This window comes from Chloroflexota bacterium (genome assembly GCA_026708035.1).
Lineage (GTDB): Bacteria > Chloroflexota > UBA11872 > UBA11872 > UBA11872 > JAJECS01.
This window is the reverse complement of sequence record JAPOVQ010000025.1, coordinates 20,404-43,697: the sequence shown is the minus strand read 5'-3', so window position 1 is coordinate 43,697 and position 23,294 is coordinate 20,404. Positions and strand designations below refer to the sequence as shown.

The window sequence follows — 23,294 nt, the reverse complement described above, 5'->3', positions numbered from 1 at the left end:
TCCATCGCCGCACCTCGGTCCACGATCCTATGGGCGCAGTGTGGCATGCGGAGCGCGTGCGGCGCAGGCGGCAATCGCGCGCCGCCGCGGTTGAAGCGTGAATCCGCTTCGTGATATACAGCGCAATCGCCAACAACCGTGCAAAGGTGCGGGCGAATCCGACTGCGCGCCGCGCAAGACCACGCCGATTCCAATGGGTGCCGGATTTGCGCCCGTTCCAGTGCGTTGCGTCATGCCCGAACGCACTCAGGCGATATACTTCCAGCCAACGTTGTGCCCGTATTGACCGGTTATGCGGCGGCGACCTCATGCGCCCCGCACGAGCAGAGGAGTGAGGGATGACAGGAAGTTCGAGTCGAACTGGAACGCTGAGCCGGCGGCGCTTGTTCCGTCTGGCCGCGGCGGCCGGTGGGACCGCGACCGTCGCGATGATCCTGGGCGCCTGCGGCGAAACCGAAGTCGTAACCAAGGAAGTCATCAAGGAAGTTCCGGTCGAGACGGTCGTCACCAAGGAAGTGATCAAGGAAGTCGCGGTCGAGAAGATCGTCAAGCAGGAAGTCATCAAGGAAGTTCCGGTCCAGCAGGTCATCACCCAGCGAGTGGTCGAGGAAGTCATGGTCGAGCGGGAAATCCTCGACATCTCGTTCTGGGACTTTGAGACGCGACCTCTCGGCGTCGCGGCGCAGGACGCGTGGTTCGCCCGCGCCGGCATTTCAGCCGACGTGCGAATGAACCGCGAAGTGGTGCCATTCCGCGAGACCGAGCCGAAGATCCTGGCGGCCAAGGCCGCCGGCACGCTGCCGGACATGGTCTGGAGCCAGCCGGACGCAACCTGGAGCTGGTCGGGGCAGGAGATCGTGGCGCCGGCGACGGACGCGCTGGACCTGATGGGGCGCGACGTCTTTGGCGAGAACGACCTCAACGCCACCGCGGTGGACGGGGTGAACTACGGCGTGCCGCAGTTCCTGTGGCCCCACATCCTGTACTACCGCAGCGACCTCTACGCGCAGCACGGTCTGCCGGACCCGGACTCGTGGGACAACATCCTGGCGAACGCCCAGGCGCTGAACAACCCGCCGGACATCTACGGCTACTTCACCTACCTGCTGGACGCCCATCCCAAGATGGCGTGGAGCTTGATGCCGGCGCATGACGCGTACGTCTTCGACGAGAACGGCAACAACTCGATCAACAGCGAGGGCACCATCGCGGCGCTCAAGCTGGCGAAAGCCCTGGACGACGTATCAGCTCCGGGCGCGGCAGCCCGCCACGAAGGCCACGGTCGAACCGAGTTCATCCGCGGCGCCACGGCGCACATGGTCTCGTCGACCTCGTTCTCCGGCACCTTCCTGGCCGACAAGCCGGAAATGCTGGAGCAGGTGGCCGCCGTCGCGCAGCCGAGCGTGGCCGGCACGGGCGCCGGGCTGGCGGGGATGAACATCCTCAACATCACCACGCAGACGGACTACCCCGACCGCATGGCGGAGTTCTTCGCGGCGCTCTTCGATCGCCCGAATTACCAGGAGTGGTTCCAGAGCACGGTGATCGGCTGGGCGCCGACGCACGTGGATGTCCAGAACAGCGACGAATATTGGGGCCACCCGCGCATCGCACCGGTGGCGCACATCATCCGCGCAGGCGTGGACGCCTCGCAGATGGCGTGGGTCGGCGGATCGAAGTACGGGTCCAAGGGCTCGGGACTTCTCGGGACCGTGACCGCTCGTAACATCGTGAAGGACATGTTCATCATGGTGTTCGACGGTGAAAGCCCCGAGGACGCCGCGGCTTGGGCCGAGGCCGAAGTCCAAAAGGTGATCGACGAGAACTAGTCGATCGAGTGCAGTCTTGGGGGCGGGCCGTCGGCGCTAGCCGCGGGCCCGCCCCCTGCATACCACGGTGAGGTGGGGTATTCGAGGCCTCAGCCTGCGCAATTCCGAGCGGCTCCTGGGCATAGGGCTGCTGCTTCCAACCGTCGCGCTCATTGCCGCCGTCGTGCTCTACCCCATGATCTCGACGATGTGGCTGGCGTTCTTCAAAGAAAGCCTGCTACGGCCGAACGATCCCGCCGAGTTCGTCGGGCTCGACAACTTCGTGCGGTTGGTGTCCGATGGCGGCTTTTGGAAAGTCGTCATCAACAGCGTGGTGCTGACCGCCGGCGCCGTGGCCGGCGAGGTGATCATCGGCATGATCATCGCCCTCGCCGTGAACGCGAGCTATCGCGGCCGCGGGCTCTTCCGAACGCTCAACATCCTGCCGTGGGTGATCCCGTCCTTCGTGACGGCCTTCGTGTGGGTCTGGCTGCTGCATCCGCAGTTCGGACCCATCAACGCATTCCTGCAGCTGCTGCACATCATCGACGAGCCGATCGCCTGGCTCTCCGAAGGCGTCACGGCCATGATCTCGCTGATCGCGGTCTACACCTGGAAGGGCCTGCCATGGACCTTCCTGGTGCTGCTGGCGGGCCTGCAGACGATTCCCGAGGACTGGTACGAGGCCGCCAAGGTCGATGGGGCCTCGGCGTGGCAGATGTTCTGGCACATCACGGTGCCGGCGCTGCGCTACGTCCTCGTCATCGTGCTGGTCCTGCGCACCATTTGGACGTTCAACTCCTTCGACATGGTGTACCTCCTCACCGGCGGGGGTCCGGCGCGAGCGACTCTCACGCTGCCGATGCAGGTATTCACGGCGGGCTTCCGCGAATACAACGTCGGCATGAGTTCGGCCATCGCCGCCGTGATGGTGGTGCTGGTGGTGCTGCTGTCGCTGATCATGCTCCGCGTCGGCTGGGTCGAGGAAGAATCGCAACGATGAGGCGCGTGGCCAAAGTCCTCACGGCCAATCATCGCCCGCGGGCCATGCTCGGCCTGTTCCTGTCGTTTCTCGCCGTGTTCCCGATCTATTTCATGGTCGTGGGGTCGATCAGCCCCGTGGAGACTTTTCTGCGGCGGGATCTCGGGGAAATCCTGCTCCCCCGCGCGTTCGTCGGGGACCACATGGCCGTTGTGGCGTTCGACCCGGTCTTCCTGCGATTCGCGCTCAACAGCCTGATCGTCGCGACGGGAACGACGTTTGTGTCCATCGCCGTCGCCACGCTCGGCGCTTATAGCCTCGCTCGGCTGCGATTTCCGGGCGGCGAGGCCATCGGGCGGTTCGCGCTGCTGACGTACACCGTCCCATCGGTGCTGCTGCTGATTCCGTTGTTCAAGATCGTCGTGGCGCTAAACCTGGCGAACAACCTGGTTGCGCTCATCATCACCTACACCACGTTTTCGGTGCCGTTCTGCCTGTGGCTGCTGCGAAGCTATTTCCAATCGCTGCCGCGCGACCTCGAGGAAGCGGCCATGGTGGACGGCGCCAGCCGCCTGGGGGCGCTCTTCCGGGTGATTTTGCCGCTCTCGGTTCCCGGCATCGTGGCGACGGCGCTGTTCGCGTTCATCCTGGCCTGGAACGAGTTCCTGTTCGCCCTGGTGTTCACCACCACGTCCGACGTCAAGACGCTGCCGATCGGCGTGAGCACGACGTTCACGGCCGAGCAGACGGCCACCGACTGGGCGGTGGCGATGTCGGCGTCGACGCTGTCGGCGGTGCCGATCTTCATCATCGTGCTGATTTTGCAGCGGGGGCTGGTGCGGGGCATCACCGCAGGGGCCGTGAAGGGATGAGGATTCCGGGTGGCGGAGAACTCAGCCTCATTTCGCATACGTTCGGCGGAAGCGTTGCTCGGAGGCCCCCTCACCCTAGCCCTCTCCCTCGAGGGGAGAGGGGACCGGACCTCGGCGGAAAAGCCCGAAAGCGTCCGCTGCCGACCAGGACGACTGACCACCGGATTCTCGCGCTGATGCCGATTTCGCATGCACATGCACGGAGGGTTTGCCCGTGATCATCGATGTCCACTCGCACTGCCTGCAGCCGGATCACGTGAGCGAGGCCTCGCGCCGCGCCGACGAACGGGCGGGGTATCCGCCCATGCAGCCGCTGCCGTTCGAAACCTATCAAGAAGCCATGCGCGTGGTGGACAAGTCCGTCGTCTTTGGCGTGCGCGCCCTAGCGTGCGGCGCCCTGAGTCCCAACGACTTCACCGCCGAGTGGGTGGCGAAGGACCCGGACCGGATCATCGGGTTCATGTGCATCGATCCGACCGAGGACGGCTATCTCGAGGAGATCGAGCGCGGCGTCGAGCTCGGGCTGCGCGGGATCAAGATCTATCCCATGCTGGCGCACTTCAATCCCGCCGATCCGTTCTACTTCGCCCTCTACGAGAAGGCCCAGCGCCTGGAGCTGCCGATCCTGTCTCACGTGGGCACGCATCCGAATCCGCGGGCGATCCTGAAGTACAGCCAGCCGCTGCTGTTCGACGAAGTGGCGCAGGCCTTCCCGGACCTGAAGATCGTGATCGCGCACATGGGCCATCCCTGGCAACGCGATTGCGCGGTCGTGATCCGCAAGCACGCCAACGTCTACGCCGACGTCTCGGGCGCGGGCTGGGTGCGGCCCTACTCGGCCTGGGAGGCCCTGGTGCTGATGGTCGAGTGGGGCGTGGCCGACAAGCTGCTGTTCGGCTCGGACTTCCCCTTCTGGACGCCCGAGGAGGGCATGACGAAGATGCGCCGCCTGAACGAGCAGGTGGAGGGCACGAACCTGCCGCGCATCCCGGACGACGTGATCGAGGGAATCATCCACCGCAACACCCTGGAGCTGCTGGGGCTCGAATGATCGGCAGACACGTCTAAGCCAGGCCCGAACCACCGCGAACCCGGCGACTCACGCCAAGGAGCTGCACGCCCATGCGACCAAGAAAAATCACGGACATCAAGACCTTTCTCGTCGGGGGGTCGTGGCGCAATTGGCTGATCGTCAAGATGGAGACCGACGTCGACGGCCTGCACGGCATCGGGGAGGCCACCCTCGAGGGCCGGTCGGCGACGGCCGAAACCGCCGTGCACGAGCTGAAGCGCTATCTCATGGGCAAGGATCCGTTCGAGATCGAGAAGCACTTCCAGGAGCTGTACCGGCGGGCGTTCTACGGGGGCGGCGCGGTGCTGACGAGCGCGATCAGCGGCGTCGAAACGGCCATGTGGGACATCAAGGGCAAGGCGCTCGGCGTGCCCGTCTACGAGCTGCTCGGCGGCAAGGTGCGGGACCGGGTGAAGCTCTACGGCAACGCCTGGTACCGCCAGGGCATGAGCCCGGAGCAGATGGCCGAGGCCGCCAAGGCCGCGCTGAAGCTGGGCGTGCAGGGGATGAAATTCAACCCGTGGGGCGCCCGCGAGGGCATCGACTTCTATCGCATGGACAACAACATCCTCAACACCGGCGTCGACGCCGTGGGCGCGGTGCGCGAAGCCGTGGGGCCCGACATCGACCTCTACATCGACTGCAACGGCATCTTCAACACCGTGGGCAACGCGGTGCGCGCCGGGAAGGCGGTGGAGGAATACAACATCACCTTCTTCGAGGAGCCCATCCCCCACGAAGACCTGGACGCCATGGCCTACGTCCGCAGCAAGCTCAACATTCCTATCGCGACAGGCGAGCGCCTGTTCACGATCTTCAGCTTCCAGCAGCTGCTGAACCACGGGGGCGCCGATATCGTGCAGCCGGATATGGCCCACTGCGGCGGGATGCTCGAGGCGCGCAAGATCGCGGCCATCGCCGACTCGCACTACGCCGCGTTCGCGCCGCACAACCCCAACGGCGAGGTGTCCTACGCCTCGGCGGTGCAGATGGCGGCCTGCGTCCCGAATTTCCTGACGCTGGAGCACTTCCCGCCGGAGCCGTGGCGGTTCGAGGTGTGCGCGAACCCGCTGAAGGTCGAGGACGGCTGGCTGGAGATTCCCGACCGGCCGGGCCTCGGCGTGGAGTTCAACGAGGAGGCCGCCAAGGACCATCCCTACCAGCCGATGGACCTCTACGACCTGCACCGGCCCACGCTGCGGTTGAACGTGCCGTCCTTCAAGGGGCGCGATCAGCTGCGGTGAGGTGACGGCGGGCTTGGTCGAACCATAGAGCCGTCGGGTGCCCCGCGAGTGGGGGCGCGGGCAGCTACCTCTCGCAGGGGCTCGCGACTATTTGGACTAAACGGAACGCTTTGGCCGCTGGCTGCGTACTGTTTTGTAGGGAGGCTCGAGAAACTGGGGCGGTCTAGGCTTGCTTGCACGACTCAGGAGTAGCGGCTGCCATGGCCTGACGCGGAAAATTGGGGCCATTTCGGCTGCCTTCTCCCTCGTCATCGTCGCCGCGGCCGCATGCGACGTTGCTGTCGATGCACCCGAGACGGCCGACCATACGCCGACGACGGCACCAACCGAGCCGCCCGCATCTGGTGACTGGATCGCCGTCAGTGCCGGCGACCGCCACACCTGCGGCATCCGCACTAATGGCACCGTCGAGTGCTGGGGCGGAAACACGACCCGGATCGGGTCTTACAAGGGCCAGGCTAGCTCACCTCCGGGCGCCTTCACCGCGATCAGCGCCGGTTCAACCCATAGCTGCGGCGTGCGCACAGATGGGACCATTACCTGCTGGGGCGGTGCCGACGATGACGAGCTATTGCTTGCGCCCACCGGCACGTTTCAGTCCGTCAGTGCCGGAAGCGGGCATTCATGCGGCGTGCGCACTGACGGCACCGTAGCCTGCTGGGGAGACAACGAGATCGGCCAGGCTACCCCGCCACCCGGCACGTTCTCAGCAGTGAGTGCCGGCAGTCGCTATAGCTGCGGTGTGCGTACCGACGGCACACTGAGTTGCTGGGGAGACCAGCGCAGCGAACGTGCGAAGCCGCCGTCAGGCACGTTCGTCGCCATTAGCACCGAAACCTCCTACGCATGCGGCGTGCGCTCAAATGGGGCCATCGCCTGCTGGGGCCATGTACGCGACGGGGTAGAGCTGCCGGGTGCACTTCGTTCCGTCAGCCTCGGCTTTGTGCACGCGTGCGGGGTGCGCACTGACGGAACGGTGGTGTGCGGGGGAGCCGACGAAGCCGGTCAATCCACGCCACCGCCGGGCGCCTTCAGCTCCGTCACCGTCGGAGAAGATCACTCCTGCGGCCTCCGGGTCGGCGGATCGATCGCCTGCTGGGGCTATGACAACGGACGCACGTCGCCACTCCCGGGCGTATTCACCACCCTCAGCGCTGCGAGCTGGCACGTATGCGGCATCCGCCCCGATGGGGCCGTCGACTGCTGGGGGCGGGTCCCGAATGACCATCTTCACGAGCTCCCGTCTCCGCCCTTCGCCTCAATCAGCATTAGCCTTAGACATAGCTGCGGCGTGCGACCGAAGGGTTCGGTCAAATGCTGGGGCCTAAACCAATTCGGCGAGGCTACCGCGCCCGCTGGGAGCTTTGTTTCGGTCAGCGTCGGCAATGACTACAGTTGCGGGGTGACCAGCGAGGGGCTGGTCGAGTGCTGGGGATCGAATAGGCACGGCAATGCCTCGCCCCCGCCAGACACCTTCACAGCCGTAAGCACCGGTTGGAGCCACACCTGTGGCCTACGCGCGAACGGAACCGTGGCCTGTTGGGGGCAAGCGCACGAGAACGATGAGACGCAGGCACCGACAGGCCGTTTCACCTCGCTGAGCGTCGGCATCAACCACGCTTGCGCAATTGGAGTGGACGGCGCCGTTGTCTGCTGGGGATCTGATTTCGGCGGTCAGGCCACGCCGCCTGCCGGTGGATTTGTCTCGATCAGCGCCGGGAGTTCCCACAACTGCGGCGTGCGCACCGACGGCACCGTCGCCTGTTGGGGCCTGGACGACGAGGGTCAGGCTTCTCCGCCGACAGTCTCATTTGCATCGGTCGTCGTAGGCGATAACTTCAGCTGCGGCTTGCGCCTCGACGGCACTGCGGTCTGCTGGGGCGCTGACGACGGCCGTACCACGCCGCCGGAATAGCCAGGCGCGTCGGCCAGGACCTCCCCACACCAAGGACGCCCGCTAGACCGATCACGGGAATCTGTTCCGAAGTTTGACAAATCACCCGCACGCCCGGAGTCGCGCTCACGCTGCGAATAGCAGCGCGGACTCGTTGGGTCGCGATATCTTGGGCGCGGGAGGGCTCAGCGGATCCCCGGGGATAGGCGGAAGGAATGCCCATGATCGTCGACGTCCATACGCATTGCCTGCAGCCGGAGCACGTGAGCGCAGCGTCGCGGCGGGCCGATGTGCGGGCGGGGTATGCGCCCATGCAGCCGCTGCCGTTCGAGAAATATGCGGAGGCGATGGAAGCGGTTGATCGGGCCATCGTCTTCGGCGTGCGCGCGCTGGCCTGCGGCATGCTGAGTCCCGACGACTTCACCGCCGAATGGGTGGCCAGGGACCCGGACAAGCTCATCGGGTTCATGGGAATCGATCCGACCGAGGACGGCTATCTCGACCAGATCGACCGGGGCGTGGACCTGGGCCTGCGCGGGATCAAGATCTATCCCATGCTGGCGCACTTCAATCCAGCGGATCCGGTCTATTTCGCCCTCTACGAGAAGGCCCAGCGCCTGGGACTCCCGATTCTGTCGCACATGGGCACGCAGCCGAATCCGCGGGCGATTCTCAAGTACAGCCATCCGCTGCTGATCGACGAGGTGGCGCAGGCGTTCCCCGACCTCAAGTTCGTGATCGCGCACATGGCGCATCCCTGGCAGCGGGACTGCGCGGTGGTCATTCGCAAGCACGCCAACGTCTACGCCGACGTCTCGGGCGGCGGCTGGGTGCGGCCCTACCAGGCGTGGGAGGCCCTGGTGCTGATGGTCGAGTGGGGTGTGGCCGACAAGCTGCTGTTCGGTTCCGACTTCCCGCTCTGGACGCCGCAGGAGGGCATGGACGATATGCGCCGCCTGAACGACCAGGTGGAGGGCACGAACCTGCCGCGGATTCCCGAGGAGGTTCTCGACGGGATCATCCATCGCAACTCGCTGGAGCTGCTGGGCTTGGAGTAGAGCGGGCGCCCACCTGGGGCGCCCCTACAGCGGAAGAGGCCGTGTAGGGGCAGCCCTCGTGGCTGCCCGAAATCTTCGGTGGCCCGCGCTGCGTGCAGCGTGGGACGGGCGGCGGTTGTATCTCCCAGGCTGCCCGCAGCCTGGGCCACCGGGCCGCTGAGGTTGGAGTAGGGCGGGCGCCCACTAGGGGCGCCCCTACAGCCGAGGGAGCCGTGCCCCTTCCGCCCCTTAGATTCCTCGCTTCGCCCTGAATGACAGGAGTGAGGCGCCTGGAATGACGATGAAGGTGCTTCGGACCAGAATCCCAAGGTTCACAAACGAAGCGCAACACCTGCTACGGGTGTTGCCATGGGAGACTGCGACGCGCATACCAATCGTGAGGATTGCGTCGACGAGGCGTGGAGGCGCGTCGCCGGCGACCCGGCACTAAGTGGTGGAGTGTTATGTCAATTAGATTGCGCGCTGCCTGGCTGCTGGCGGCGGGCGTGCTGTCGGTCTGCCTGGCGGCGTGCGGCGAGGCGCCTCCGGAGCCGCTGAAGCTCGGGCTGCTGACGTACATCAGCGAGGGGTCGCCGCAGAATGCCCAGGACCGGCAACGGGCTTTCGAGCTGGCGGTGGCGCATCTCAACGAGGCCGGCGGCGTGTTTGGTCGCCTGGTCGAGACAGCGGTCGGCGACACCGCGCTCGACCCGGACACGGCAGTCGTCGAAGCGCGGCGGCTGATCGAGGACGAGGGCGTGCATGCGCTCGTCGGTCCCAGCACCAGCGCCAACTCGCTGGCCGTGATCGAGCGCGTGGCCGGACCGGCCCGGATTCCCGTCGTCAGCCCCTCGGCCACGTCGCCGCGATTGACCAATGCCGCGGACGACGACTTCTTCTTCCGGGTCGCCCTGTCCGACGTGGCGCAGGGACCGGTCCTGGCGCGAGTCGCCCGGGAACGCGGCTTCGACAAGGTGGGCGCGATCTACCGCAACGACGCCTGGGGGCAGGGATTGGTCCAATCATTTGAAAACGCGTGGGACGGCGCCATCACCACCGTGGCAGTCGAACCCGATCAGACCACGTTCGCCGACGCCCTGCGCCAGTCCGCCGCCGGCGGCGCCCAGGCCCTGATCCTGATCGCCTTCTCGACGGAGACCGAGATCATTCTGCGCGAGGCGCTCGAACAGGGCATCTACGACCATTTCGTCTTCAGCGACGGCGTCAAGAGCCCGGCCTTGGTCCAGGCGATCGGCGGGGCCGCGCTGGGCGGCATGTACGGCACCGGGCCGGCCCCTCCACCAGCCAGCGAGTCAGCCGCTCGGTGGGAGGAGGACTACCTGGACGCCTACGGCGATCCCCCGGCGGGCACGTACGTCCGCGAGGTCTACGACGCCACCATCGCCGTGGCGCTGGCGACCGAGGCGGCCGGGAGCACCGACGGCCCGTCGATCCGCGACCAACTGCGCGCGGTGGGTGGCGGACCGGGAGAGGTCGTGTTCGCGGGGCCGGAGGGCATCGCGCGGGCGCTCGAGATCCTGAGCGCCGGCGATGCGGTCGACTACGACGGCGCGTCGGGGACGCTGGATTGGGACGCGAACGGCGACCTGCGCCGGGGCTACATCGGCATTTGGCGCTACACGACCGACGAGCGGATCGAGGACATCGACGTGGTGCTTTTTGAGAACTAGCGCCAGCACTGGCGCACCTGCGCCGGCGAATTATTCCTACACGGTCGACACCCCACGCCCAGGCCCCAGAGGACCCTCTCCCTAGCCCTCTCCCTCCAAGGGAAAGGGGATCGGACCGGCTCTTGACGCCCCATTTGTGGGATTTCGCACGGGTCGGCGTGGCGGGCGTCGACCACGGGGTGGCGGCCGGGCATGGCATGGCGCACCATCGGTAGCGGGCAGTCGTAGCGCGCTGGAACGAGGACGAAGCCATGGTCACGAAACAAGCGGGTGAGCTGCGGCGGATCGTGCTCGACATCCTGGAGGCCGCCGGCGCATCAGCCGAAAACGCGGTCGACGTTGCCAACCACCTGGTCATCGCCGACATGAGCGGCGTCGTGACGCATGGGGTCACGCAGCTTTCGGGGTACGTCGACGCCATCAGGGCCGAGCAACTGCTGCCGCGGGCGCGGCCGGAAGCCCTCAAAGACCTCGACGGCGGGGCGCTGGTGACCGGCAACTGGACATTCGGGCAGGTGGCGGCGAAGTACGGCGCCGAGCTCGGCATCGGCAAGGCGGCGGCGTCGGGACTGGCGTTGGTTTCGCTGGTCCAATCGCATCACATCGGGCGGCTGGGGCACTACGTGGAGATGGCCGCGGCGGAGGGCCTGGTCTCGCTGGTGTGCGCGGGCGGCTTCGGCGCCGTCGATCCGCAGACGGTGCCTTACGGCGGTCGCACGCGCGTGCTGCATACCAACCCGATCGCGATGGGCTTTCCCGTGGCGGGCGCGCCGCCGATGATGTTCGACTTCGCGACCACGGCGCTCTCGGGCGTGAAGGTGGTCAACGCCCAGAAGCGCGGCGAAACGCTGCCGCCGGGCAGCATCGTCGATGCCGACGGGAATCCGACGACCGACCCGCAGGCGTTCTTCGACGGCGGCGGCCATGTTCCCTTCGGGGGCCACAAGGGCTACGCGCTGATGATGGCCGCCGAGTTTCTGGGGCGCACCTTCTCCGGATCGGACGACTACGCCGAAGAGGTACGCGGCGGGGACATCATGCGCCACCAAGGCGTGACGATGCTGTTCGCCAAGTCCGACCTCTTCCGCGATATGGACGCCTACCTGAGCGGCGCGAGGGAGCTGGTCGACCAGGTGCACGCGGCGGAGCCCGCGCCGGGGTTCAGCGAAGTGCTGGCGCCCGGCGACCTGGAAGCGCGCACGCGACTGCAACGCGAGCGCGACGGGATTCCGCTGCACGACGACGTGTGGCAGGACCTGGTGGACAGCGCGGCTTCCCTGGGGCTGGACATCGCCTGACGGTCGGCCGGAACTAGCGGCGGTGGGGCTGCTCCCCGTCGCCGCGCCACATGGGACCGGAGGGACTGGCCAGCCAGGCGTTCCAGCGCGCCTCCCAGCCGCAGGCGGACTCCCAGGCGCCCCGCACGGGCACACGGCCGCGTGGACTGGAGGGGATAGACCCAGCGCGGTGAGGTTGGATGGGATCAACCGCTAGCTTAAGAAGCCGTCGCAACCCGGACTGGATTCCGGCCTTCGCCGGAATGACGGACGCAAGCAGCCAGCGTCGTGCAGGATGCGCACCGCTGGTTGCCGCCCGCGCCGACGGTTTCGGTTGCGTTTTGGCCTGCGTACCCATGTGCCAATTCTGCGACGTAAGAGCCCCGGCGCGAAAGATAGGACCGACGGGACTTCGTACATTTGTTCACAAACCGACGAGTGCCATCGACATAGGGTTGCGCTAGATGTTCGGGCTAGTTGCGAGCTTTGCCACCAGTTGGCGCCGGGCGGCGATCGTCATCGCCATCTGGGGCGTGGTGGGCGCCGCCGTGGTCGTCTCGGCGCCGCCGCTGTCCGACGTCACCACCAACGAGCAGGAGAACTTCCTCCCGGACGGCTCGGAGTCCCTGCGCGTCCTGCAACTGGTCCGGGAAAAGTTCCCGCGGGGGCAGGGGATTCCCGCGATCGTCGTCTTCCATCAACCCGAGGGCCTGTCCGACTCGGATCTGGCGGCCGTGGCGCGGGTGGACGAGGCGCTGCAAGCGGCCGACGCACCTCCCGGCATTCAAAGCGTGCTCGCCCTGAGCACCGCGTCGCCGATGGCGGGCAGCGCGTTGCTGGCGCCGGACGGCACCACCGTGACGACGATCGTGACGATCAGCGGCTCTCCGGCAGAGGAGGAGTTTCGCGAAGTCATTCGCTGGATTCGCGACCAGGCGCGCGCCGGAACCGCCGCTGCCGGTCTCACCGTCGCCATCACCGGACCCGCGGGAATCATCTCCGACGCCGTAGAGGTGTTCGCGTCGATCGACTTCCGCGTGACGCTCTTCACCGTGCTCTTCGTCCTGGTGCTGTTGCTGCTGATCTACCGCTCGCCCGCGTTGGCCCTGCTCCCCCTGGCCGGCGTGGGGTGGACGCTGGTGATCGCCCAGGGTGTGGCGGCGACGCTGGCCGAAAACGCCGGGCTGCTGCTCAATAGCCAGGTGACGGCGCTGATGTCGGTGCTCATGTTCGGCGCCGGCACCGACTTCACGCTCTTCATCGTGGCCCGGTATCGGGAGGAGCTGCGGCAACAGCCCGACCGCTGGCGCGCCATGCAGGTGGCGCTGCGCCGGGTGGGACCCGCGATTGCGTCCAGCGCCGGCACCACCATCGCGGCCATGCTCGCGCTGCTGCTGGCCACGTTCGGGTCGTTTCAGACGATGGGGCCGGTGCTGGCGCTGGCAATGTTCCTGATGCTGCTCAGCGGGCTCACCTTCATCCCAGCCATGGCGGTGCTGCTGGGACGCGCGGCCTTCTGGCCCGGGCGCATGCACGTGACCGGCACCGAGCACTCCCGCGTCTGGTCGCGCGTCGCGGATTTCGTGACCCGCCGCCCGGTGGCCACATTCACGGCGACCTTCGTGCTGTTGGTGGTCTTCGCCGCCGGCACGCCGACGCTCACCCCCAACTTCAGCTTCATTGACGGTTTCCCGGACGACGCCGAGTCGAAGATCGGCGCGCAGATCATGGACGACAGCTTCGGCGCCGGGAACCTGGCGCCAACGAACGTCTATCTGAGTACCGACAACGTCCTGGCCAGCCTGGTGGACATCGACCGCGTGGCCCAGGCCATCGCCGACATCCCGGGCGTCACGCGGGTGAGTGGACCCACCCGGCCCACGGGCGAGGCGCCGGCAGTGGATCCTGCTGTGCTGCAAGCCGCCGTCGCCAACCTGCCTCCCGGAATGCTCCAGGGCGGCGCGCCAACCGGCGCCCCGGCGGCCCGTCCGCCGGCGAACGCCGACCCGCAAATGCAAGCCGTGATCGAGGCCTTCCTCGCCGCCGGCCGCTTCATTTCGCCCGACGGCAGCACCGCCCGGCTGGACGTGGTGATGGAAGACGATCCCTACGGCATCCCGGCGATCGAGCGCATCGACGAAGTCCGCGCGACGGCGCGGAGCACGGTCGAGGGCACCAGCCTGGCCGACGCCATGGTCCTGGTCGGCGGCCCAACCGCGCTGCAAACGGACGCGTGGGCCTCGGTGAACACCGACGTTCGGCTTGTCGGGCCGATCGTGGTGGTGCTGATCTGGTTCATCCTGTTGCTGCTGCTACGCAGCCTGGTCGCGGCCACCTATCTCATCGGCAGCGTGCTGCTGAGCTTTCTCTCCGCGCTGGGCATTTCCGTCGTCATCTTCCAGAACCTGATGGGACATCCCGGCGTGGGCTATCAGAACGCCGTCTTCATGTTCATCTTCCTGGCCGCGCTGGGAGCGGATTACAACATCCTGATCATGTCGCGCGTCCGGGAGGAGATTCGGGCGCGGGGACTGGTGGAAGGCACACGTCTGGCGGTGGCGCGAACTGGGGGCGTCATCACCTCGGCGGGCCTGATCCTCGCCGGCACCTTCTCGATCCTGGCCACGCTGCCGCTGCGCGACATCTTCCAGCTGGGGTTTGCCGTCATGCTGGGCGTCCTGCTGGATACCTTCGTCGTGCGCGCGCTGTTCGTGCCCAGCCTGGTGATCCTGCTGCGCCGCTGGAACTGGTGGCCCGTGCGCTTGAATTCGCCGTCATCGGCTGAAGCGGACGAGCCGGGCGTCGCCTCCTAGAGGCGATCGCGAAACCCGCACGCCTGGAGCGGGCGGGCGCAAGCACGGGGATTCCAAAGCTCTAGTAGGGTGCGGAAACGCCCCTCGCCGTTTGTGGTTCCGCCCTAACATCGGAGCAGCGACCTAAGTGTCAAGTCACGCGGCCATCCTGAGCCGGCGTCGGTTTCTCGCCGTCATGGCGGCGCTTGCCGCCGGGGGCATTGCCCGAGTCACGACGTCGCCGCCTGCCCTCGGCGCTGAGCAGCTGCTTCCGCCGGACGCGATCGAGACGGTGGACGGGGCCTTCTTCCCGATCGACGGAGGTCTTTCGGGCTTCTACGTCCGCGACGACCCTGCCGGTCCGAACTTCTGGACGCTCTACGACGCGGCCGGCGGCCACGCGTGGTACGGCCCGCCGATCAGCCGCGTGTGGCGCGACGCCGACAACTGGTACCAACTGTTCGCCTGCGCGATGTTCTCCCAGCCGCTGGCCGGCGGCGCGGCGCGCCTTGCGCCCATCGTCGATCGCATCGTGGACGGGCCGCCCGTGTCACCCAGCTTCTCGAACGCGACCAAGCTCGAGTTCGACGGCTGGCCCCAATACAGCCACGTGACGGCGGTCGATCCAGCGATTGCAGCCTTCATCACCGACAATCCAGGCCTGCAAGCGGGTGTAGCGCGATCCCGGCCGCGCAGCTTTGCCGGCAAGGTGCGAAACCTCTTCGCCAATCTTGGCCTCGAAAGGGTAGGCGGGACTGTCCGCCTTGGCGTATTGGGCCAGCGCTATCGGGCCTATTTCCAGGGCCAGCCCAGCCACCTGCCGACCGCCGCCGTCGCCCCGGAGGAGTTCGCGCTTTCGGACGAAGCATCCGGCATCTCGGACGACCTCCCGGGCACGGACAAAGGCATCGACCCCGGTTTCGGATGCACCCTGGCCAGCGAGCAGGGTGTCGCCGCCGGCATTGACCACATGAACCGCCTTGGGCTCTGGTGGGCCCGCGAGCAGTTCATTTGGAGCGGCATGGACGCGTACAGCGACGCCGCGCTGCCCACGATCGCCACCGACCGCAACTTTCGAGTCTCGAGGGAAGTCATCGGGCTGCTTCAGTTCACGCCGGCGTACGCGGGCGGCGGGGTGTCCGAGCCCGCGAAGTTCAACCCGCCCAACGGGCTCGAGTTGCCGGCCGCCGATCCGTCGAACCACTTCGGCCGGTTCGTCCGCGGGGTGGTCGAGAGTCGCCGGCCGCTCGACGGAGGATCCACGCCGTCGTCGTCGGGCCTGAATTGGATCTCACGCTGGATTCCGGCGAACGAGCCGGATATCTGTCGCCCGGAGATGCCGGGCTATGCCTGGGGCGGAGAACCGCACAAGCGCTGGGTGGACCGCACCGACGGCTCGGGCCCGGCCGCCGCGGTCGAGATCGACGACGCCGAGCGCGAGCGCCTGCTCTACCGCCTGGTGCAGGTGGCCTACGACGCCATGATCGCCGCCGACCCCGGGGCGCGCCTGATCTTTCCATCGCTCAGCGTCGTGAATCGGCGCTGTGACAACACGCCGCGACAGATGCGGTTCTGGGACGGCTGGGTGAGCTTCCTGGCCGGGCAGACCGATCGCGAGGCCCTGGTTGCCAAGAACTTCTGGTTCCACGACATGTCCCTCACGCTGCACAAGGAGCCCGAGCGGGTGTATGAAATGGCCGCCAACTACCGCACGGCGCTCGACGGTCTCTCGGTAACGGTGGGCGAACCGGATCCACTGGCCGGCAGTCGCCGGGTCGTCGTGATGGAGGCGGGCCTGCAGGACGATCCCGGGCTGGGCGCCCACTTCGACGACACGGACGTGGCGCACTTCATCATCCAGGCCGTGGCCAACGCATTGGTCGGCGGCGCGGACGAGGTTGCCCTGCACAAGCTGGTCAACTTTCCGCTGTCGCAAGTCTCGGGGCAAGGGGCGCGCGTGGCCGTGCGCTATTTGTCGCACGTCACCCGGCAACATCCCCAGCGCGCAAAGTGGCCGAACATTCGCGGAGAGCGCGCGGCCAACGCATACGCCGGGCCGGTCCGGATCGATTTGCCGGGACCAGGATTCATCACCAGCGTGTTCTACAACCGCAAGCGTGCACCGATCGATCTGACGCTCACCTTTGCGACCGACGAGGCAACGTCCGACGACGCCGTTTACCTCTCCGACCATGTCGGCAACGAGCAGACGCTCAGCCCTGGCTCCCACGACCTCACGCTCGCCGCGCCGCGCCAGACGTTCAACGCGTTCGGCAAGAACTGGGCCTGGATCGGAGGCGGGACGCACGTGGTTCGCTACGCGGACGGCATCACGCTGACGACCGAACCGCAGATTCCGGAAACGGTGGCCTACCAAATAATCCCCGCAACCTAGCCGCCCCGACGTCGGGAGCCTGCTAGGTCGGCGACGCATCTAACACCTATCAACCGACGGTGTCGGCGACGCGCGCATGCCCAACACGTTAGTCGGGCACGGAGAAGATCGTTGCGGGCTAGAATCAGCCTCCCGCAACCCAACGAGCACACACATGGCGGCCCAGCGCGAACGTCCGCTCACGGTCAACGACCTCGTCATCGTCGACTGCGACGTGCACGCCAACGATCCCCCCGAGGCGCTGGCGCCCTATTGCGACGAGCCGTGGCGCGTGGCCCTGGAGCACTTGGGCGACGTGCCGCGCCGCTACCTGGAAGCTCCGGGATACGCGCCGGCCACGCCCTTCGACCTCCCGGTGCCTGGGCGCGGTCTGACGCACCGCACGGTGGCGACCGCCGACCAGATGCGCGAAGACCTGGACGCCATGTCCATCGACATCGCCATCCTGTTTCCCGACTTTCTGCTGCGGATGGCGGTCCTGCCGCAGGCCGACTTCGCGGCGGCGGTGGCCCGGGCCTTCAACGCCTGGCTGGCGGAGCGCTGGGTGGACCCGGCGCGGGGGCTGTACGGCACCGTCCTCGCCGCGCCGCAGGACCCGGAGGACGCCGCGCGCGAGATTCGGAAGTACGGCTCACGCAAGGACTTTGTGGGCGTATTCCTGCCAACGTGCGCGGTTCGCCCCCTGTGGGGCCACACGATGTACGACCCCATCTTCGAGGCCGCCCAGGAGACCAACTGTCCCGTGATGCTGCACAGCGTGGGAGGCATTCTGCACACGAACTTCCCCTTCAACACCGAGCAGTTCGCGACCCAACTGGGCCGGCACTCGGTGGAGCACGGGTTCGCGCTGATGGCCAACATCTTCAGCATGATCGAGACGGGGATGCCGGTGCGCTTCCCGGACCTGAACGTCGTGTTCACGGAGGGCGGCGTCTCATGGGTGCCCTACGTCCTGTGGCACCTGGACAAGGAGTACCACGAGCTGCGGCACCAGGCGCCTTTGCTCGCGAAGCCGCCGAGCCACTACATCCGCGAGTTCTACTTTTGCACGCAGCCGGTGGAAGAGCCGGAACGGCCGCAAGACCTGGTGACGCTGATCGACCTGATCGACGGCACGGACCACGTGGTTTTCGCTTCGGACTGGCCCCACCACGATTTCGACCACCCGCGCGAGGTGATGATCAAGCCGTTTCCCGCGGAGACGAAGCGCAAGATCATGGGCGAAACGGCGCTGAAGATCTTCGACTTCGCGACGCCGTCGACGAACGGAGCGGCCTAAGGGATCGTTCGGGCGGGGACTTCCTGGGCTGCCCGCAGCCCGGGCCACCGGGTGGTCTTTTTCGATGTAGGGGCAGCCCTCGTGGCTGCCCGCGTCTCTCCCAATGGCGCCCACAAGGAGCGCCCCTACAGGGCGGGATCACCACGGTGGCGAGCCGGCGGACCGGTTTCGGTCAGGCCGGCGATTCTTCGTAGAGCGCCTCGCCGCGGTGCAGGCGCTGGGCGATCTGGAAGGTCTGGCCCTGGGCGCGCACGGTGGGGGCATGGGCCGCGAGATATCGTGCGCCGGCCACCAGCGCCATCGTGGCGTCGTCGGATTGCGTCGTTAGGTCGAACTGCCGCATGGCGGCCTCGATCGACTGGATGGTGTGGAAGTTGCGGTCCTCACGCAGCAGCGCGCCGCCCATGGCCGCGAGGAGTTCGTCGTCGCGCCCATCGCCGGCCCGGTACTCGACCACCAGCCGCGCGGCGTCGTCGACGCGCTGCCGCCGGTCCAGGATGTCGGGCAATTGCCTTAGCAACGTGGAGCTCAGCGCCGGCGACTGGCCGTTGAGACCCGGCACGCGCGCCGGCGGCACGTTGAGGAAGCGGTCGAGATAGACGCTCATGGCCGCGTCGTAGACGCCGCGCACCAGCTCGCTCGACGGCGACCGCATCAAGCCGCAGCGAACCGCATTGGCGAAGGACAGCGTGTGCAGCGCGCGATCCCAGTCGCCGAACTCGTTGCTGACATGAAAGCGCGCCACGCGCGCGACCGCCGCTTGAACCACGGCCTCAGCGAGCTGCACCGGGCCGACGCCTGAGCGCAGCGCAACCGTGAGCGAGTCGGCGATGGCGTCGGGATCGTCGCCTAGGACGGTCTTGACGAACGCTCCGCGGTCGGGCCACGGGGTTGACCCATCGAACGGTGCCGACGCCTCCGGAATTTCCTGGAAAGTCGCCTCGAGGATCGCGACCAGATCGTGCGGCCGTCGCCAGGCGTTGGACTCCTCCATGCGCTGCGCGTTGGCGTAGCCGCGCGCCAGCGACGCGAGCACGCCCTCGGCAAGGTCCCAGCCAGCGATGTCCAGCGCCTCCAGCGCCTTGTTGGTGAAGTCGAGCACATGACCGCTGGAGAGGTAGCGATGGTCGGTCGCGGCGGCGAAGAGCATGTCCGCCAGGGATTCCGGCTCGAAGCCCGCACGCACGGCGGTGAGCAGGCAGCGTTCGGCGCCGGTGGCGTCGCGAACCTCGACGGAGCGCCGGAACCAGCGTTTGAGCGCGGCGGGATCGGCAGGGGCGTCGGGCAGCGGCCCGGCGGGGAAGCGAGGCGCGGCCCCGGCGCAGTCGCTCGCCACGTTCGACAGCCCGTGAAACAGCGCCCGAGCGTGCTGGTCGCGCGACAATCGGGGCAGCAGGTTCATCATGCAGGTCAGCACGGTGAGACCCTGCCCCCAGCCGTCCGACTGGTAGCGCACCCCAAACTCCAGCCCAATGCGAAACGGCTCGCGCGGGTCCGCGCCGGCTTCCAGCAGACCGATGACCGCCTTGGCGATGACCAGCGACAGGTTTCGCTCCAAGCCGTCGCGCAGACGGCGGCGGTGATGCGACAGCTCGTCGCGGTCGACCCGCAGGTCGATCCAGACATCGCCGTCGATCACCTCGGTCGGGAACGCGGGCGCATCGTCGGCCCAAAGATCGAACGTGCCGCCAGTCGTGACGTCGAAGCGCGCGTGGTGCCAGTGGCAGGTGAGAATCCCGTCGTCCACGCTGCCGCGGTCGAGCGGAAACCCCATGTGGGGACAGCGATTGTCGAGCGCGTGCACGGCGTCGCCGTCGCGGACGAGCACCAGGGAGCGCCCGTTGACGCGCAGTCCGTGGCAGCGGCCGGGCGCGAGGTCGCTTAGCTTTCCGGCGTTGACCTTGCCGTCACGTGTCATGGGCCCGACCTCCGGCCGCCCGTGTCCCAATGCTCCCACCGCGGCGCGCCGCCGCCAAGCGGGACGATCCGTGCGATTGGGTGGCTAAGGCTCAGTAACCGCGGCCGACGGGGCAGACGAACGCCAGTGGGCGGTCTTGGGCGAAGCGGCGCAGGTTGGCGAAGAAGATCTCCTGCCGCTCGGCGGCAAGCGTAGTGCTCATTGCCGAGGTGTGCGCCGAGAGGAGGATGTTGGGCGCGGTCCATAGCGGGCTGTCCGGCGGCAGCGGCTCAACGGCCGTCGCGTCGATCCCCGCGCCCGCGATGTGGCCGCTGTGCAGCGCCTCGGCCAGCGCGTCCTCGTTCACGATCCCGCCGCGGGACACGACGACGATGTGCGAGCCCTCGGGCATGAGCGACATGCGCGCGGCGTTGATCAGGTTGGCCGTCGGGGGAATGAACGGCGACGTGACGACCAGCCAGTCGGTGTGCCGCAACATCTCGTCGAGTTCCTCAGGCGGGTAGACCTTGCGCACGCCGGCGGGAATGTCGGTGGGGCTGGGATCCATGGCATAGACGTGCATGCCGAACGGCAGCGCGCGCTGGGCGACGGCTCGACCGACGCCGCCCATCGAGAGGATGCCCAAACGGCTGCCATTGAGCGGCAGCATGCGATTGTTGTATTTCACCGTGTCCCAGACGCGCTGCCGCTGGTCGTCCAGCGACTCCACCAGGCGGTGCGCGAGGGCCAGGATGAACATGAACGCATGATCGGCCATGGGGTTGGTGTGGGGACCGGGCGAGTTGGTGATCACGACGTCGGAGGCGACGATCTCGGGCACCTTCATCAGCCGGTCGATGCCCATGCCGGGATTGTGGATCCAGCGAAGGCGCGTGGCCGCCCGCATTTCTTCGCTGGTGGGGGTGCCGTAGAAGGCGTCCGAGTCGACGACCTCACGCAGCCGCTCTTCCGGGGTTTCCGGCTCGACGAAGGTCGCGTCGGGAAACTCCGCGCGAAGCTCGTCCGTCGGCAGGACGTAGTAGTCGGCGTGCGGGACAATCAGGACCTTCATGCAAGCGTCTCCGGGCCGTCCGGCCTAAGCGGCGGCTGCGAGAACGGTAGCGGGGCGGCGAGAGCCCGTCTATTCGGAAGTGCGTGATGCAGCTTCCTGAATCATGCACCCAGTGGAATCGCTGCCCCGCGCGCCCCTCACCCTAGCCCGCTCCCTCAGGGAGAGGGGGCCGGACTTCGGCGCCGATGCGAAGAAATGGCGGGCGCTGACTGACGTTGCGCACTTCGATCGCCCGCGCCGCCCAAGCAAGGTGGAAACGCGCCGGCGGCGGCCCGAGCGTGCCCGGGCCGCCGCCGTGGGGGGAGGTGGTTAGGAGACCGTGACTTCGATGCGCTTGGGCTTGCTGGTCTCCAGCTTGGGCACGGTCACCGTGAGCACGCCGTCGGCGTAGCGGGACGTCGCCGCGGCGGCGTCCACCCGATCCGACAGGCGCAGGGCGCGTCGGAAGCTGCCAGCGCGACGCTCGCGCAGCACGTAGCCGTCGCTTGCGGCCTCGTCCGCAACGGCGGTCTTGGCCTCGATGGTGAGCACGCCGTGCTCGACGGAAACCTCGATGTCGTCCTTGGCGACGCCGGGCAGCGACGCGCTGATCTCGATCGCGTTCTCATCCTCGCGGACGTCGACCGGCAGCACCCACGAGGATGCGCGCGTGGGCAGCGCCGTGCGGCGCCAGGGACGCCCAATGGCGTCGTGAATACCGAGCAACTCGCGGAACGGATCCCAACGCTGAATGGTGGCCATCGTGTCCTCCTCCGTGCGGTCCGCCTCTCGGACCGCCGATTCGATCTGTCGGAGGCATCGTAAGACTTGAGTGTATCTCTGTCAAGTAAGTTTCATTGCAAAAGCGCAGGTATTTCCTGTGGGGTCACCAATGGCAGGTGCAGCGGAGGGACTCCCAGGCTGCACGCAGCTCGGGCCACCGGCCAGGATGGCTCCGTGTAGGGGCAGCCCTCGTGGCTGCCCGGATCGTCCCGGACGGGCGCCCACTAGGGGCGCCCCTACAAGGAGCCTGAGATTCGGGCGAGCGGACGTGCCCCTAGGCCGGCGGCGACCAATCGGGTAGGCGGCGGTCCCAGACGTCGTCGACGGCGTTGCGGATGAACAGCGCCTGGCTCCAGTTGTCCGTGAATACCGACAGCCGGTAGCCGCTGGCGATCATCTCGGGGCAGGTCCACAGCGTGGCGCCAGGGCCCGCGGCCGCCAGCCAGAGCTGGATCAGCTCGTCGACGAACTCGATCCAGTCGTGGAACTCGGGCGTCGGATTGCCGTCGCCGTCGATCACCGGCACCTGTGCGTGATGCCCGTTGAAGGCGCGCAGGTGAAACCAGTTCGAGTTTTGGACCAGCTCGGGCCGGTCGAGCAGGCGCCCGGCGAACGGCGGCGGCAAGTGCTTGATCACGGCCGGGTGGGAGTGGTCCCACACCATGGGCAGCAGCCGGCCTTCGGCCTTGGCGAAGCCGTCCGCCAGGGCATAGGCCTTCTCGGGCGTCTCGGTGGCCGTGTCCCGGTGCACCTCGATCGCCGCTTCAATCCCGATTTCGTCCGCCGCGGCGAGCGTGCGGCGGGCCAGCGCCACCGCGGAACGCGTGGGCGTGTCGTGGTTGCCCATCTGCACGTTCACCGTCGCCGCGCCGGCTTCCTGCGCCGCCATGAGCGCGGGCTTGACGTCACGGGCAGTCTCGATGTCGGCCGTGCACCAGAACAGCAGGCCCGAGTCGTCCACCATCTGCCGAGTGATCGGCGGCGCCCGTCCGGTGAACCCGTCGAATCCGGCCTCGGCCACCTCCGCGATCTTGCGTTCGAAGCTCCACTCGCGATCCGGGCTGGGGTGGCCCATGAAGCTGTTGATCGCGGCCAGCTGAAGGAGTCTGGGTGGTTCGGGGGATGCCGGTGCCGCCATGGATGTCGCCTGGGTGTGGTTCGTCGGGGGTCGTCAGGGTAGCAGCGGGATTCGGGCGGCGACGGAGTAGCGTAGGCTGACG

General features: G+C 67.4%; 16 protein-coding genes. 12 read left to right on the top strand and 4 right to left on the bottom strand.

Annotated elements, in window-relative coordinates:
- The first annotated feature begins 338 nt into the window (after window positions 1-338).
- The 12 genes from OXG33_10420 to OXG33_10365 all read left to right on the top strand — a co-directional run bounded on the left by OXG33_10420 (window position 339) and on the right by OXG33_10365 (window position 18,343).
- Window positions 339-1,829, top strand: coding sequence for an extracellular solute-binding protein (locus OXG33_10420; GenBank protein ID MCY4114336.1), 1,491 nt, complete (start codon window positions 339-341; stop codon window positions 1,827-1,829).
- Window positions 1,830-1,896: 67 nt separating this feature from the next.
- Entirely contained in the window at window positions 1,897-2,811 is a 915-nt protein-coding gene (locus OXG33_10415; protein ID MCY4114335.1) for a sugar ABC transporter permease, read from the top strand.
- 5 nt (window positions 2,812-2,816) lie between these two features.
- Window positions 2,817-3,662 (top strand): carbohydrate ABC transporter permease, encoded by an 846-nt coding sequence (locus OXG33_10410; GenBank protein MCY4114334.1) that lies wholly within the window; start codon window positions 2,817-2,819, stop codon window positions 3,660-3,662.
- A gap of 214 nt (window positions 3,663-3,876) precedes the next feature.
- Window positions 3,877-4,713: an amidohydrolase family protein gene (locus OXG33_10405; GenBank protein MCY4114333.1), complete on the top strand. Its 837-nt coding sequence runs from the start codon at window positions 3,877-3,879 to the stop codon at window positions 4,711-4,713.
- A 71-nt stretch (window positions 4,714-4,784) separates the two neighbouring features.
- Complete coding sequence (gene dgoD, locus OXG33_10400; protein ID MCY4114332.1) at window positions 4,785-5,978, top strand: galactonate dehydratase; 1,194 nt, start codon at window positions 4,785-4,787, stop codon at window positions 5,976-5,978.
- Window positions 5,979-6,147: 169 nt separating this feature from the next.
- Window positions 6,148-7,893, top strand: coding sequence for a hypothetical protein (locus OXG33_10395; GenBank protein MCY4114331.1), 1,746 nt, complete (start codon window positions 6,148-6,150; stop codon window positions 7,891-7,893).
- Between the two features lie 200 nt (window positions 7,894-8,093).
- Window positions 8,094-8,930, top strand: coding sequence for an amidohydrolase family protein (locus tag OXG33_10390; GenBank protein ID MCY4114330.1), 837 nt, complete (start codon window positions 8,094-8,096; stop codon window positions 8,928-8,930).
- A gap of 443 nt (window positions 8,931-9,373) precedes the next feature.
- Entirely contained in the window at window positions 9,374-10,600 is a 1,227-nt protein-coding gene (locus OXG33_10385) for an ABC transporter substrate-binding protein (GenBank protein MCY4114329.1), read from the top strand.
- A gap of 251 nt (window positions 10,601-10,851) precedes the next feature.
- Window positions 10,852-11,898 (top strand): Ldh family oxidoreductase, encoded by a 1,047-nt coding sequence (locus tag OXG33_10380; protein ID MCY4114328.1) that lies wholly within the window; start codon window positions 10,852-10,854, stop codon window positions 11,896-11,898.
- Between the two features lie 443 nt (window positions 11,899-12,341).
- Window positions 12,342-14,690 carry an MMPL family transporter gene (locus OXG33_10375; GenBank protein ID MCY4114327.1) on the top strand — a complete coding sequence of 783 codons (2,349 nt, stop codon included), beginning with the start codon at window positions 12,342-12,344 and terminating at the stop codon, window positions 14,688-14,690.
- A 127-nt stretch (window positions 14,691-14,817) separates the two neighbouring features.
- The gene (locus tag OXG33_10370; protein ID MCY4114326.1) at window positions 14,818-17,064 is read left to right on the top strand and encodes a hypothetical protein; all 2,247 of its coding nucleotides are present in this window, start codon (window positions 14,818-14,820) and stop codon (window positions 17,062-17,064) included.
- A 154-nt stretch (window positions 17,065-17,218) separates the two neighbouring features.
- A complete protein-coding gene (locus OXG33_10365) occupies window positions 17,219-18,343 on the top strand; it encodes an amidohydrolase family protein (GenBank protein ID MCY4114325.1) in 1,125 nt (374 codons plus the stop codon).
- Between the two features lie 172 nt (window positions 18,344-18,515).
- Here the strand turns inward: OXG33_10365 and OXG33_10360 are convergent, their stop codons facing one another.
- The 4 genes from OXG33_10360 to OXG33_10345 form a co-directional block, all read right to left on the bottom strand.
- Window positions 18,516-20,261: a Rieske (2Fe-2S) protein gene (locus OXG33_10360; protein ID MCY4114324.1), complete on the bottom strand. Its 1,746-nt coding sequence runs from the start codon at window positions 20,259-20,261 to the stop codon at window positions 18,516-18,518.
- 91 nt (window positions 20,262-20,352) lie between these two features.
- Complete coding sequence (locus tag OXG33_10355) at window positions 20,353-21,312, bottom strand: D-2-hydroxyacid dehydrogenase (protein MCY4114323.1); 960 nt, start codon at window positions 21,310-21,312, stop codon at window positions 20,353-20,355.
- A 309-nt stretch (window positions 21,313-21,621) separates the two neighbouring features.
- On the bottom strand, window positions 21,622-22,053 hold the full coding sequence (locus OXG33_10350; GenBank protein MCY4114322.1) for an Hsp20/alpha crystallin family protein: 432 nt from the start codon (window positions 22,051-22,053) through the stop codon (window positions 21,622-21,624).
- 295 nt (window positions 22,054-22,348) lie between these two features.
- A complete protein-coding gene (locus tag OXG33_10345; protein ID MCY4114321.1) occupies window positions 22,349-23,212 on the bottom strand; it encodes a xylose isomerase in 864 nt (287 codons plus the stop codon).
- Between the last annotated feature and the right edge of the window lie 82 nt (window positions 23,213-23,294).

Excerpts from the sequence above, each read along its gene's own strand:
- OXG33_10390 (MCY4114330.1), top strand. The coding sequence starts at position 8,094 with ATGATCGTCGACGTCCATACGCATTGCCTGCAGCCGGAGCACGTGAGC.
- OXG33_10365 (MCY4114325.1), top strand. The coding sequence starts at position 17,219 with ATGGCGGCCCAGCGCGAACGTCCGCTCACGGTCAACGACCTCGTCATC.
- OXG33_10420 (MCY4114336.1), top strand. The coding sequence starts at position 339 with ATGACAGGAAGTTCGAGTCGAACTGGAACGCTGAGCCGGCGGCGCTTG.
- OXG33_10360 (MCY4114324.1), bottom strand. The coding sequence starts at position 20,261 with ATGACACGTGACGGCAAGGTCAACGCCGGAAAGCTAAGCGACCTCGCG.
- OXG33_10345 (MCY4114321.1), bottom strand. The coding sequence starts at position 23,212 with ATGGCGGCACCGGCATCCCCCGAACCACCCAGACTCCTTCAGCTGGCC.
- dgoD (MCY4114332.1), top strand. The coding sequence starts at position 4,785 with ATGCGACCAAGAAAAATCACGGACATCAAGACCTTTCTCGTCGGGGGG.
- OXG33_10385 (MCY4114329.1), top strand. The coding sequence starts at position 9,374 with ATGTCAATTAGATTGCGCGCTGCCTGGCTGCTGGCGGCGGGCGTGCTG.
- OXG33_10375 (MCY4114327.1), top strand. The coding sequence starts at position 12,342 with ATGTTCGGGCTAGTTGCGAGCTTTGCCACCAGTTGGCGCCGGGCGGCG.
- OXG33_10380 (MCY4114328.1), top strand. The coding sequence starts at position 10,852 with ATGGTCACGAAACAAGCGGGTGAGCTGCGGCGGATCGTGCTCGACATC.
- OXG33_10355 (MCY4114323.1), bottom strand. The coding sequence starts at position 21,312 with ATGAAGGTCCTGATTGTCCCGCACGCCGACTACTACGTCCTGCCGACG.
- OXG33_10350 (MCY4114322.1), bottom strand. The coding sequence starts at position 22,053 with ATGGCCACCATTCAGCGTTGGGATCCGTTCCGCGAGTTGCTCGGTATT.